The sequence below is a fragment of the Prevotella rectalis genome (assembly GCF_900607215.1).
In the GTDB taxonomy this organism is placed as follows: Bacteria; Bacteroidota; Bacteroidia; order Bacteroidales; family Bacteroidaceae; genus Prevotella; species Prevotella brunnea.
On record NZ_LR027820.1, the window covers coordinates 940,029 to 953,831 of the forward strand.

Here is a 13,803-nt window from a genome sequence, read left to right on the forward strand (position 1 = left end):
TCTATACCCAAAAGGCGCACTCCCATTGTCTTGGAAGTCTCCTCTTGGGTATTTTTTTTAACGAAGATATACGAGTAAGTTTTTTTTGATTAATTATGATACAGGAATATCAACTTAGGGTTACCCCACAAACAGCTTACAACGAACAAAACATTAAAGCGTTTCTTGCCCGGGATAAGGGATTGGATGCGAGAACCATCCATGCGGTTCGCACATTGAAAAAGTCAATAGACGCCCGACACAGGGATATATATATCAACTTGAAAGTGCGGGTTTATATAAACGAAGAACCTACCGATGATGTTTTCGTGAGAACTGAATATGCTGATGTAAGTTCCGCTCCTGCTGTAATAGTCGTAGGCGCGGGACCCGGTGGGTTTTTTGCCGCACTTCGTCTCATTGAATTAGGCTTGCGCCCCATCGTGCTTGAGCGAGGGAAATCTGTTCGAGAACGCAATAAGGATTTATCCTTGATTTCTAAAACTCAGAAAGTAAATCCCGAATCCAATTATTGTTTTGGAGAAGGAGGAGCCGGTGCAAACTCTGATGGAAAACTCTACACTCGAAGTAAGAAGCGAGGTTCGGTGGAGAAAATTCTGAATGTGTTCTGTCAGCATGGAGCCTCTCCTGCCATATTGTCGGATGCTCATCCTCATATTGGTACGGATAAACTCCCGAAAGTGATTGAGAATATGCGAAATACTATCCGATCGTGTGGGGGAGAAGTATATTTTCAAACAAAGATGACCTCCTTTATCATCGATTCCAACAAAGTTATTGGGGTTCGTGCCAAGACGGTTTTCGAGAGCGACATCCAAATTGAAAAAGTGTTTCATGGACCGGTCATACTTGCCACAGGTCATTCTGCTCGTGATGTGTATCGCTATTTAGCGGAAAGCAAAGTTGAGATGGAGCCTAAGGGAATAGCCGTGGGAGTGAGATTGGAACATCCATCGCAGCTTATTGACCAAATTCAGTATCATAATAAGACAGGTAGGGGAAAATATCTCCCCGCCGCTGAATATTCTTTTGTAACTCAGGCGCGCCAACGAGGTGTTTATTCGTTCTGTATGTGTCCCGGGGGCTTTGTTATTCCTTCCGCATCGGGACCACGGCAAATCGTTACCAACGGAATGAGCACTGCCAATAGAGGTTCCAAATGGTCAAATTCGGGAATGGTGGTACAAGTAAATCCTGATGACCTGCCGGGTAATGACTTACTTAGGATGCTTACTTTTCAAGAACGCATGGAACAAGACGCATGGCAACAGGGCAACATGCGGCAGACTGCTCCGGCACAACGCATGACTGACTTCGTAAACAAGCGCTTGTCCTATGATTTGCCCTCATCAAGCTATACGCCGGGGTTAATATCAAGCCCATTGCATTTTTGGATGCCACCTTTCGTTACCATTAGATTGCAGGAGGCGTTCCAAACCTTTGGAAAACAGGCTCATGGTTTTCTCACCAAGGAGGCTTTGATGATAGCTGTCGAAACGCGAACAAGTTCTCCGGTGCGTATTCTCAGAGAACCTGACACCCTGATGCATCTGCGATTGCGCGGACTTTTTCCCTGTGGCGAAGGAGCCGGGTATGCCGGAGGAATTGTCAGTGCGGGTATGGATGGAGAACGATGTGCTGAGATGGCGAAATTATATGTTGAAGCATCGCTGACTGACATCAAAAAACAGATAATGAAATAATACTCCCCCACTATATCATCTGTCTATGTAGGCTAATGTCTTGCACCATCAGGCACGAATAGATAGAGATTTTATCTTATTATTTCCTTATGAATTGTTTTATCTCGAGGCTCATAGCATTGGCATGCATGAGCCTCGAGATGGTAAAAGCATGAATGGATCAGTATTCTCCCCAAGCCTTGATATCGATGGTATCGAGGCTGTTGTTGCAAAATGCCGTGATGAACGCGCTGGCAAGACGGCTATTCGTAATCAATGGTATGTTCAGGTCGATGGTGGCACGCCTGATTTTATAGCCGTTGGTCAGTTCGCGAGGCGTGAGGTCTTTGGGAATGTTCACTACCATGTCTATCTTCTTCTCGTGCAAGAGGCTGAGTGCCTGTGGCTGCATACCCTCATCAGAGGGCCAATAAACCAATGTGTTATCCACGCCATTCTCCGTCAAGAACTTGGAGGTGCCTCCGGTTGCGTAGAGGTTATAACCATGGTTGCGCAACATTTTTGCCGCGTCGAGCATTTCGGCTTTTTGCTTTGCACCACCTGTGGAAAGAAGAATATTCTTCTTCGGAATGCGATGCCCCACCGAAAGCATGCTCTTCAGTAAGGCGGTTGAAGTGTCATCGCCAAGGCATCCCACCTCGCCGGTGGAACTCATATCAACGCCCAAGACTGGGTCTGCCTTTTGCAAACGATTGAAAGAAAACTGACTTGCCTTTATGCCCACATAGTCAAGATCGAAGAGGTTCTTACTTGGCTTTTCCACGGACACGCCTAACATTACCTTCGTGGCAAGGTCAATCAAGTTGAGTTTCAAAACCTTGCTTACGAATGGGAAGGAACGGCTCGCACGAAGGTTGCACTCAATGACCAAAATATCGTTCTCGCGTGCCATGAATTGTATGTTGAACGGACCATTAATATGCAATGCCTTTGCTATCTGCCGACTGATGCGTTTCACGCGGCGCACGGTTTCCACGTAGAGTTTCTGTGGGGGGAACTGTATGGTGGCATCACCGGAGTGAACTCCGGCAAACTCGATATGTTCGGAAATGGCATAAGCAAGTATCTCTCCGTCCCTTGCCACTGCATCCATCTCAATTTCCTTAGCATGCTCAATGAACTTGCTGACCACCACAGGATGATCCTCGCTAACATTGGCTGCCAACCGGAGGAACTTCGTCAGCTCATCCTTATTGGAGCATACGTTCATCGCTGCACCTGAGAGGACATAGGAGGGACGTACAAGAACAGGAAATCCTACCTTATCCACGAATTCGTTGATATCGTCCATGCTCGTGAGTGCACGCCATTCGGGTTGGTTAATGCCTCGTTCGGAGAGCAGCGAGGAAAACTTGGCGCGATCTTCAGCATTGTCGATGTCCTTTGCCTTTGTTCCAAGAATGGTAACGTTCTCGGCATCAAGATACATGGCAAGATTATTGGGAATCTGTCCGCCTGTAGAGACTATCACGCCGTGTGGACTTTCAAAATCGATGATGTCCATAACACGCTCGAAAGTAAGTTCATCGAAATAGAGGCGGTCGCACATGTCATAATCGGTGGATACAGTCTCCGGGTTGTAATTGATCATGATGGAACGATAGCCCTGCTTGCGAATGGTATTTAAGGCTTGGACGCCACACCAATCGAACTCCACGGAACTTCCAATGCGATAGGCTCCCGATCCAAGAACGATGACGCTGTTGCGGTCGTTCACAAATCTGATGTCGGATTTTATGCCCGAATAGGTAACATAAAGATAGTTGGTTTGGGCAGGATATTCAGCGGCGAGGGTATCGATTTGCTTTACCACGGGAAGAATACCATAACTCTTGCGTAGCTTGCGAACAACGAGCATCGCTTGATGCATGTTCTTACACTCTTCCTCCAACCCAACGGCGCGGGCGATTTGAAAGTCGGTGAACCCATATACCTTTGCTTCACGCAATTGTTCCTTGTCCAAAGTGTTGATATTGTGTGCTTTCAGTCCCTCATCAATATCAATGATGTGCTTGAGCTTGTTAAGGAACCAACAATCTATCTTTGTCAGGTCATGGATTTGGTTCACGGTATAACCTTTATGCATTGCCTTTGAGATGACAAAGACGCGTTTGTCTGTGGGTTCACGCAGAGCTTCGTCGATGTCCGGGATTTGCAGTTCCTTGTTCTCTACAAAACCATGCATACCCTGTCCTATCATTCGGAGACCTTTTTGTATGGCTTCTTCAAAGTTCCTACCAATTGCCATGACCTCGCCCACCGATTTCATGCTTGATCCTAATTCCTTGTCCACGCCACGGAACTTGCTCAAGTCCCAACGGGGTATCTTACATACAACGTAGTCGAGTGCAGGTTCGAAGAATGCCGATGTTGTTTTGGTAACGGAGTTCTTCAGTTCAAAGAGTCCGTATCCCATACCGAGCTTTGCAGCCACGAAAGCCAAGGGATAGCCTGTGGCCTTGCTTGCCAAGGCCGAGGAGCGCGAAAGGCGGGCATTTACCTCGATGACCCGGTAATCCTCGCTTTGTGGGTCGAAAGCATACTGCACATTGCACTCGCCCACGATACCTATATGGCGCACGATGCGAATGGCAAGCGCTCTAAGCTTATGATATTCGCTATTGGTAAGGGTTTGCGAGGGTGCTACCACAATCGACTCTCCTGTATGGATGCCAAGGGGATCGAAGTTCTCCATGTTACAGACCGTGATGCAGTTATCGTAACGGTCGCGCACCACTTCATATTCTATCTCTTTCCATCCCTTAAGACTTTTCTCCACCAAGACTTGTGGCGAGAAAGAGAAGGCTTTCTCGCAGATTTTGTCGAGTTCTTCCTCATTATCGGCAAAGCCACTTCCCAAGCCACCCAAGGCATAGGCAGCTCTGATGATGACGGGATAACCGAGCGTTTTTGCTGCTTCGCGCGCGCTTCGTATATCTTCGCAAGCCTCGCTCTTAATGGTCTTTACGTCTATCTCGTCCAGCCGTTCGACGAACAGTTCTCGGTCTTCTGTGTTCATGATGGCTTCAACGGGTGTTCCCAATACCTTTACATTGTATTTTCGCAACACTCCCGAACGGTCAAGCTCCACACCACAGTTAAGTGCCGTTTGCCCACCAAAAGAAAGAAGAATACCATCCGGCTTTTCCTTCTGAATGACACGCTCTACAAAGTAGGGCTGTATGGGTAGGAAATAAATTTGGTCGGCTACCCCTTCTGATGTCTGAACAGTTGCAATGTTTGGGTTGATAAGCACTGTGGAAATACCTTCCTCGCGCAATGCCTTTAATGCTTGAGAACCAGAGTAATCGAATTCTCCCGCTTCACCAATCTTTAATGCGCCTGAACCCAATATCAGGACTTTCTTTATTGATTCGTCTCTCATTATTTCAGTGCTCCTACAAATTTGTCGAAAATAAATTCAGTATCCATGGGTCCGGAACTTGCCTCCGGGTGGAATTGCGAACTGAACCAAGGATGAGTCTTATGCCTGATTCCTTCATTGCTGCCATCGTTCATATTCACAAAGAGTTCTTCCCAATCCTTATCAAGCGTCTTGGCGTCCAGGGCGTAACCATGGTTCTGAGAGGTTATATAGCACTTATTCGTACCCACCATGCGTACCGGCTGATTATGACCACGGTGTCCGTATTTCAGTTTATAGATGGTAGCTCCGGCAGCCTTTGCCATCAATTGATTACCCATACAGATGCCGCATATCGGCTTGGAACCGGCATTCATCTGCTTACGGATAATGGCAACGGCATCGGCGCACATATCAGGATCGCCGGGTCCGTTGGCAAGGAACAATCCATCATAGTCCATCCCTGTATAATCATAGTTCCATGGAACGCTAATTACTTCTACATTCCTGCTGACCAGTTCGCGAAGGATGTTTGCCTTTACTCCACAGTCCACGAGAATCACCTTCTTTCCGCCACCTTCATTATACTTTATGATTTCTTTCGTTGAGACAATATCTACGAAGTTCACTCCCTCATAATGAGCTTCGGGAATGTTGTCAGGCTCGTCGTCAAATATTATCTTGCCCATCATCACACCATGCTCGCGCAACACCTTCGTAAGCTCGCGAGTATCGATGCCGGTGATACCCGGGACATGTTCCCTCTTCAACCAGCTTGCCAAACTCTCCACGGCGTTCCAATGTGAATAAGCCTCACTATAGTCTGATACAATAAGGGCAGAAACATATATCTTGTTGCTCTCCATATAAGATGGAATTTTGTTTTGCTCTATTGTAAACGGTGGTACACCGTAATTACCAACTAAAGGAAAGGTCATTACAAGCATCTGACCGGCATACGAAGGGTCGGTCAGACTTTCGGGATAGCCCATCATAGCTGTGTTAAACACCACCTCGCCGGCTACTGGGGCATCATAACCAAATGACTTTCCATGAAATTCAGTACCGTCATTTAAGACTAAAGTTACATTTCTCATTATATTATATAATTGCTTGATTCCGAATTATTCTTTGCTATAGACATTTTCATAGTAATTTATGAAAGCCTGATTAACGTGCCGCATACCACCGGACGTGGGATAATCCCCTGTAAAATACCAATCTCCCTTATGATTGGGGATAGCTTCATGCAGTCCCTCGATGCTTTGATACACTAAATCCACAGGAGTTGTCATACCATCGGGACGCAACATTTCCACTATCTTTCTATTGATTTCATCTATAGAGAAAGGGGAATATACCTTACGAACGGCATTGTTGATAGTTTCGCCTTGCCCTTTGCTCACTTCTCGTTTACAATCCTCATAGACCTCATCCAACAGCCGACCTTGTTTACGTTCCTTTATCAGCTCCACTGTTGCCCGGAAAACACAAAACTCTTCCAATCGCGGCATATCAATACCATAATAATCAGGATAACGGATTTGCGGAGCACTGGAAACAATGACTATCTTCTTGGGATGCAATCGGTCGAGGATGCGCAATATACTCTCTTTCAACGTTGTTCCCCTTACGATGGAGTCGTCGATGATGACAAGATTATCTTCATAAGGAACGATACTCTCATAGCTGATGTCATACACATGGGATGCTAAATCTCTTCTCGAATTGCCCTCAGTAATAAAAGTACGTAACTTAATATCTTTCCATGCCACCTTCTCAGAACGAATCGACTGATTGAGTATGGTTGATAGTTCGTCTTCCGAGGGCTGATGTCCCAAAGCCTTGATACGTTCCACCTTTTGTTCGTTGAGCCAAAACTTAAGTCCCTGTAAAAGACCGTAGAATGCGACTTCTGCCGTATTTGGTATAAACGATAACACAGTGTGAGACGTGTCGTAATCAATGGATTGCAAGACATTTTGAGTGAGCTGCTCTCCCAACTTCTTTCGCTCTTTGTAGATGTCTCTATCCGACCCTCTTGAAAAATAAATACGTTCAAATGAACAGGCAGCATCACCTCTTTGCTCAATAATCTGTTGCAAACAACATTCCCCGCTTTTATTTACGATGAGAGCTTCACCGGGATGAAGCTCACGCACATCTTCACAAGACAAGTCGAAAGTGGTTTGAAGAACAGGACGCTCACTTGCTAAGGCAACTATCTCGTCATTCATATAATAAAATGCCGGGCGAATGCCCCAAGGATCCCTTATAGAAAACATCTCGCCCGAACCTGTAATGCCACAGATGACATATCCGCCATCGAAAGCGTGCATGGTGGTCTGAAGAACATTTTTCATATCAACATGGTCTTCGATGTATTTTGTTATATCCCGCTTTTCAAGTCCTTTCTTCTTCGCGGCAACAAAATTTCTTTCCACCTCTCTATCCAATCGATGCCCCATCAACTCCAATAAGATGTAAGTGTCGCTGTAAATGCGCGGACATTGTCCTTGCTCGGTCAGCTTCTCAAAAATCTCATCGATATTGGTCATGTTGAAGTTGCCACACAGGGCAAGATTTTTAGCCTTCCAATTGTTTCTTCTCAAAAAAGGATGCACGTAAGATAATCCGCTTTTGCCGGTTGTGGAGTAGCGAAGATGTCCCATATAAAGCTCTCCGGCAAAAGGAATTTCTTTTTCGGCAAGAGCAGAGTCAGCCATTTGGGCTTCAGAATAATGCTTATAAGAGTGATGAACATTGGCAAATATTTCTGTTACGGCATTCTTTCCTTCAGCTCTCTCACGAAACATATACTCATGTCCGGGATCGGAACAAAGTTTCACGGCCGCCATACCGGCACCTTCCTGTCCGCGATTGTGTTGTTTCTCCATCATCAGATAGAGCTTGTTCAAAGCATACCTCCATGTACCATATTTCTTCTGATAATAATCGAGAGGTTTCAGCAGCCTGATCATGGCCACGCCACAATCTTCATGTATCTCTTTCTCCATTAGGTTATGTTTATTTTTTCATAAAAAGATTACTCTACAGTTACCGATTTCGCAAGATTTCGGGGTTGATCAACATTCTTACCTTTGCAAACTGCTATATGATATGCCAACAATTGCAGGGGAATTGTAGCAAGTAGTGGTTCCAAACATTCCAAGGTGTCGGGAAGTTCTATAACAGAATCAGCTATCTTTGAGATGGTCGTGTCTCCTTTTGAAACCAAAGCGATGACTCTTCCCTGCCTTGCCTTAATCTCTTGTATGTTGCTTCTTACCTTTTCATACATCGCGTTGTGTGTGGCAATTGCAACAACCGGCATATCGGAATCTATCAACGCGATAGGACCGTGCTTCATTTCTGCTGCCGGATAGCCTTCTGCGTGGATATAGGATATTTCCTTTAACTTCAATGCTCCTTCCAAAGCGACCGGGAAACTAAATCCTCTGCCGAGATACAAGAAGTTGCGAGCGTATGTGAACGTCCGAGCCAAATCTGCCACGAGGTCGTTGGTCTTCAACACTTCCGTTATCTTATCCGGCATGGACGTCAATTCCTTTACCACCTCCACATATTTATTATGCGAAAGGGTGCCTTTGGCGTTTGCCAATGCCAATCCGAACATGGTCAAGACTGTAACCTGACCTGTAAAGGCTTTGGTGGAAGCAACTCCGATTTCTGGTCCTACATGGATATAAGTTCCGGTATGGGTCGCACGAGGAATGCTCGAACCTATTGCATTGCATATTCCATAAATAAAGGCTCCTCGCTCTTTAGCAAGTTCTACCGCCGCAAGCGTGTCGGCTGTTTCGCCGCTTTGCGACAAAGCTATCACCACGTCATCATGAGAGACCACCGGATTGCGATACCGAAATTCACTGGCATATTCCACATCAACCGGAACGCGGCAGAACGTCTCTATGATTTGCTTTCCAATTAATCCGGCGTGCCAACTTGTTCCACAAGCAACAATGATAATGCGCTTGGCGTTCACCAAGTTACTGCGGTAATCTATCAGCGCGCTTAGGGTTACATTGTCATGCTCTACGTTTATCCTTCCTCGCATACAGTTTCTCAAACAGTCAGGTTGCTCAAATATTTCCTTTAACATGAAATGAGGATAACCGCCTTTTTCTATTTGACCAAGATTCACATCAACCTTCTTAACCTCAAGCGAGAGTTTCTCATTATCTATATTGACAACCTTCAGTTCTTCTCCAAGTTTCATTACGACAATATTGCCATCATCGGGATAAACCACCTTGTCTGTATATTCCACTATCGGACTGGCATCCGAACCTAAGAAGAACTCTCCATCACCAATCCCCACCACCAGCGGACTTTGCTTGCGTGCGGCAATGAGGGTGTCGGGATGCCGTTTATCCAAAATGGCTATGGCATAGGCCCCTATCACCTGGTGCAAAGCTATTTGAACGGCGGAGAGAAGATCGGTTTTCTTTTGAGTTTGAATGTATTCCACTAATTGCACCAATACTTCCGTATCGGTATCAGAAAGGAATTTAACCCCATTCGCCTGTAATTTCTTCTTTATCTCGGCATAATTTTCAATGATGCCGTTATGGATGATGGCTAAATTTTTAGACTGTGAATAATGCGGATGCGCATTGGTGGAAGAAGGTTCGCCATGTGTTGCCCAGCGAGTGTGGGCAATACCAATGGTACCTTCTATGTTTTTTTCCGCACAATAAGCCTCCAAATTCGAGACTTTTCCTTTTGTTTTATATACACTCAGATTGTTATCACTACTCATCAGTGCTATTCCGGCACTATCATAGCCGCGATATTCCAATCTTTTCAATCCGTTTATTAATATTGGATAGGCTTGTCGCTTTGTTCCTATGTATCCTACTATACCACACATAAATAAAAAATCTTGAAATCTAAAATAAAAATTAATACTTGCTCTGAAACGAACTAATGAAAATCACCAAAAGCCATGAGAGAAAGTATAAAATAAAATTTTCATCTTAATTCCAAATTCAACGAGCATACTTTATCTGAGAATATTAACTATTAATGAAGCCAATGAAGTTAGAATCCCAACTACGGAGAACCATATTGTTGTTGAACTTCCGATTTCGGAGTTTTTTGCTTTTACACTGTTGGGGGCTACATATAAAATATCATTCTGTTGTAAATAAAAATAAGGCGAGTTAATGATATTCGCGTCATTCAGATTTAAACGAGTCTTGTGCTTCTCTCCATTGGCATCTTCGCGCAAAAGTATTACATTGTCACGTTTACCGTATATCGTCAAATCACCTGCTGCTGCCAAAGCCTCCATCACACTCATCTTCTCAGTATTTACCGGAATTACGCCCGGATGGTTCACTTCGCCGGTAACCGTAACTCTGTAACTACTCATACGGACAGCCACCAATGGATTTTCCGTGCGCGACATATAGGGTTGTATTTTGCTTTTCAACAAATCTTCACACTCGTTCTTTGTCAAGCCCGCCACATGAATTTTCCCTACCAATGGGAAATTGATATATCCATCATTATCTACAAGATATCCACTAATTCTGTGTTCATCTATAGTATATTGGTTAGGTTGTCTCAAATTAAATGGCTCTGAAGTAGCCGGATCAGTGGTCTGTACAAGGATATTTAATTCATCCTTCGGCATAATTCTCGCATCGTACAACCCTTTCGAAGCTGCCAAACTGATAGAGTCAATATTTTGCCAATAAACGATTTTTCTACTTGAACCACAACCTGCGACTATGGTGAGGAGAATGGCACATACAAAAAGGGGTAAAAGTAATTTCTTCATATATTTAAAAACATGTTAACAGAAACATTCTCATAAAGATGTTGCAAAAATACTACTATTTTTTGATAACAACAAAAGAATAAATCACTTTTCCGTTTCTATTGATGCCTTTTCCTAAAAACTTGATACAAATGGACGCAAAGAATACGAAGTTATCAAATGGGTAAGTTTAATTGCGCTTTACAACCTATCGCAAGAAAAGAGAAGCATTTAGTCAATTATTTTCAAGAAACAGCTATTTACTGTTAGCCATCCATGTAGATAAAAGGAGACGTTATGGTGTTTTGAGAGAAAAAATCAGGCGAAAGAATGTCAAACAGGTAAAATCTTTTTAGTATCTTTGCGCCAAAGATAATACTAACATGAAAAGAACAAATAAAGTTTTATTAATTTACACCGGTGGAACCATTGGTATGGGAAGCAATCCGATTACCGGTGCTTTAGAGCCTTTGGATTTTAACCATTTAGCTGATAACGTCCCCGAATTTAAGCAAATTACAACTGACATCGACACTTATCAATTCGTACCGCCCATCGATTCATCGAACATGTCGCCAAAACTTTGGGGCGATATTGTTACTATCATCGCCGACCGATATGATAGGTATGATGGGTTTGTCATTCTGCATGGCACGGACACCATGGCATACACTGCTTCGGCGTTATCGTTCATGTTTGAGAACCTTACAAAGCCCATTATTCTCACCGGTTCCCAACTGCCTATAGGGCAACTCAGAACAGACGGAAAAGAAAACCTAATGACAAGTATCGAACTGGCATCCACCTACAAAGATGATGGCACGGCAATGGTTCCCGAAGTATGCATCTACTTCAATGGGCATTTGCTACGAGGCAATCGCTCCACAAAGCAGAACGCGGACGAATTTAACGCATTCGATTCGTTCAATTATCCACATCTCTGCGAGGCCGGAGTAAACTTCACATTTCACGAACATAACATCCTTAAGCCCGATTTTAATAAACCAATGATTCCGCATATCGGTCTTGACAACAACGTCATTATCTTCTCTTTGTTTCCCGGTTTGGAGGAGCATTTGGTGGAACATGTACTCGACGCGCCTGAGTTGCGAGGCATCGTAATGCGTTCTTTCGGTAGTGGAAACGCCCCTCAAATGCCTTGGCTTATGAAACTTTTGAAAAAGGCTACCGAAAGAGGTATTGTGGTTGTCAATATCAGCCAATGTATCAGTGGTCAGGTAGAGATGAGCCGCTACGACGCGGGTTATCATCTGAAAGAAGCCGGAATTGTAACAGGATACGACAGCACGGTGGAAGCCGCTGTGGCAAAACTCATGCATCTGCAAGCCAGATACAAGGATTCTGACATTATTCGCCAATACATGAAAAAATCCTTGGCTGGAGAAATAACCATACCGAGAACTTAGAAATACGATTCCGAGAATCAAGCAAAGGGGTGAGCACTTAGTGTCTCATCCCTTTTAATATTTCGTCCATTTTCTTCTTTGTCTCAATCCGAGTGGGAACCAAAGGAAGACGCAACACATTTTCTATCATCCCCATATCGTTCAGCAAAGCCTTACATCCCGCAGGATTTCCATCAACAAAAAGGAGCTTATACAATTCGGTAAACTGATGGTGAATTTTGCGAGCTGACTCAAATTCTCCATTTAATTCCAATCGTATCATTCTTGAAAACTCTTTTGGCAGCGCGTTGCCAATAACGGAAATGACACCAACCGCGCCGCTGACAATCATAGGAAAGGTTAGAGCGTCATCGCCACTTATCACCTCGAAATTTGTCGGCTTAAGTTTCATTATCTCATCTATCTGCGCCAAATCGCCCGAAGCCTCCTTTATTCCCACTACATTGGGAAAATCCTTAGCAATACGCACTGTCGTTTCTGCTTTCATGTTCACGCCCGTGCGCCCCGGAACGTTATACAGGACTATCGGCAACGGCGATATCTCCGCTATGGCTTTGAAGTGCTGATATAGTCCTTCCTGACTGGGCTTGTTGTAATAGGGACAGATGCTCAAGATACCATCAATCCCTTGCCAGTCGCTTGTTTTAATTTCATCAACAACGGCAGCGGTATGGTTGCCACCACAATATTTAAGGATCGGAACTCTGCCTTTAACTACCGACTTAATGAAAGTGGTCAGCTCGTTTTTCTCCTTTGATGTTAGACATGGGGTTTCACCCGTAGTGGCTAAAATACATAAAAAATCTGCACCGTTCTCTATTTGATATTCTATTAATTTCTCAAGTGCTCCATAGTCAATGTCACCATTAATATTAAAAGGTGTTACAAGAGCGACTCCTAATCCGCGAAAAACATTTTGCATATTGATTATCTTTGTTTCATTGCAAAAGTAACACATTATTGTCAATCATCAAAGAAAATTCACTTTTTATATATTCTTAATTCCGCAACACTTTAATTTTGAACCCCTACTTATATTGTTAAAAACTTGAGCAACGATATATTGTTCATGATTTTACCATGTCGAAAAATCACATTTCTAAGTATTGCAAAATCAAACAAGTAAATTCTGCGACTAACATGACAAAAACCAATACTATCTTATTTTTTTATTCTATCTATCCCCAAAGCTTACCTTTTACCAAGCAAAAGCTTAGCTTTTGGAATGCAAAAGGTCATGAATTGAAGCGCAAAAGCTAAGCTTTTAAATCGAAATTAATATCGCCTTGATTATCAATACATTACGAAGCGTGTCCTGGATGCAGCTTTTGTAATATAATTTCGCGGTGATGGTCGGGGCAAATGCCCGGCATTAAGTGTCTGTTTTCCACTGGCTGAATACGAATTGAAGCCATGAGGAGATTGGTGCTGCACGGCATTGGAACAAAACACGTCAAGTCGTATGATTTGCTGCAACCTTGCGTGAGACTTACACGAAATCATTCAGGACACCATTAAGAA

The 13,803-nt window shown here is 43.8% G+C and carries 8 protein-coding genes; 2 read left to right on the forward strand and 6 right to left on the reverse strand.

Annotation, left to right across the window (positions count from 1 at the left end; translation table 11 throughout):
- The first annotated feature begins 95 nt into the window (after positions 1 to 95).
- Positions 96 to 1,703 (forward strand): NAD(P)/FAD-dependent oxidoreductase, encoded by a 1,608-nt coding sequence (locus tag E0E16_RS05050; RefSeq protein ID WP_130829333.1) that lies wholly within the window; start codon positions 96 to 98, stop codon positions 1,701 to 1,703.
- A 160-nt stretch (positions 1,704 to 1,863) separates the two neighbouring features.
- On the opposite strand, the gene carB is transcribed toward E0E16_RS05050, so the two are convergent.
- From carB to E0E16_RS05075, 5 genes are all read right to left on the reverse strand, one after another.
- A complete protein-coding gene (gene carB, locus E0E16_RS05055) occupies positions 1,864 to 5,088 on the reverse strand; it encodes a carbamoyl-phosphate synthase (glutamine-hydrolyzing) large subunit (RefSeq protein WP_130829335.1) in 3,225 nt (1,074 codons plus the stop codon).
- Positions 5,088 to 6,164, reverse strand: coding sequence for a glutamine-hydrolyzing carbamoyl-phosphate synthase small subunit (carA, locus tag E0E16_RS05060; protein ID WP_130829336.1), 1,077 nt, complete (start codon positions 6,162 to 6,164; stop codon positions 5,088 to 5,090). Before carA ends, carB begins: the two co-directional genes overlap by 1 nt.
- A gap of 27 nt (positions 6,165 to 6,191) precedes the next feature.
- A complete protein-coding gene (locus E0E16_RS05065; RefSeq protein WP_130829338.1) occupies positions 6,192 to 8,084 on the reverse strand; it encodes an amidophosphoribosyltransferase in 1,893 nt (630 codons plus the stop codon).
- 29 nt (positions 8,085 to 8,113) lie between these two features.
- Positions 8,114 to 9,961 (reverse strand): glutamine--fructose-6-phosphate transaminase (isomerizing), encoded by a 1,848-nt coding sequence (gene glmS / locus E0E16_RS05070; protein ID WP_130829340.1) that lies wholly within the window; start codon positions 9,959 to 9,961, stop codon positions 8,114 to 8,116.
- A 132-nt stretch (positions 9,962 to 10,093) separates the two neighbouring features.
- On the reverse strand, positions 10,094 to 10,876 hold the full coding sequence (locus tag E0E16_RS05075; protein WP_130829342.1) for a polysaccharide biosynthesis/export family protein: 783 nt from the start codon (positions 10,874 to 10,876) through the stop codon (positions 10,094 to 10,096).
- A 362-nt stretch (positions 10,877 to 11,238) separates the two neighbouring features.
- Here E0E16_RS05075 and E0E16_RS05080 point away from each other — a divergent pair, with 362 nt between their 5' ends.
- On the forward strand, positions 11,239 to 12,282 hold the full coding sequence (locus E0E16_RS05080) for an asparaginase (RefSeq protein WP_130829344.1): 1,044 nt from the start codon (positions 11,239 to 11,241) through the stop codon (positions 12,280 to 12,282).
- Positions 12,283 to 12,319: 37 nt separating this feature from the next.
- On the opposite strand, the gene dapA is transcribed toward E0E16_RS05080, so the two are convergent.
- Complete coding sequence (dapA, locus tag E0E16_RS05085; protein WP_130829346.1) at positions 12,320 to 13,204, reverse strand: 4-hydroxy-tetrahydrodipicolinate synthase; 885 nt, start codon at positions 13,202 to 13,204, stop codon at positions 12,320 to 12,322.
- Positions 13,205 to 13,803 lie beyond the last annotated feature (599 nt).

Excerpts from the sequence above, each read along its gene's own strand:
- glmS (WP_130829340.1), bottom strand. The coding sequence starts at position 9,961 with ATGTGTGGTATAGTAGGATACATAGGAACAAAGCGACAAGCCTATCCA.
- carA (WP_130829336.1), bottom strand. The coding sequence starts at position 6,164 with ATGAGAAATGTAACTTTAGTCTTAAATGACGGTACTGAATTTCATGGA.
- E0E16_RS05065 (WP_130829338.1), bottom strand. The coding sequence starts at position 8,084 with ATGGAGAAAGAGATACATGAAGATTGTGGCGTGGCCATGATCAGGCTG.
- E0E16_RS05080 (WP_130829344.1), top strand. The coding sequence starts at position 11,239 with ATGAAAAGAACAAATAAAGTTTTATTAATTTACACCGGTGGAACCATT.
- carB (WP_130829335.1), bottom strand. The coding sequence starts at position 5,088 with ATGAGAGACGAATCAATAAAGAAAGTCCTGATATTGGGTTCAGGCGCA.
- E0E16_RS05075 (WP_130829342.1), bottom strand. The coding sequence starts at position 10,876 with ATGAAGAAATTACTTTTACCCCTTTTTGTATGTGCCATTCTCCTCACC.
- dapA (WP_130829346.1), bottom strand. The coding sequence starts at position 13,204 with ATGCAAAATGTTTTTCGCGGATTAGGAGTCGCTCTTGTAACACCTTTT.
- E0E16_RS05050 (WP_130829333.1), top strand. The coding sequence starts at position 96 with ATGATACAGGAATATCAACTTAGGGTTACCCCACAAACAGCTTACAAC.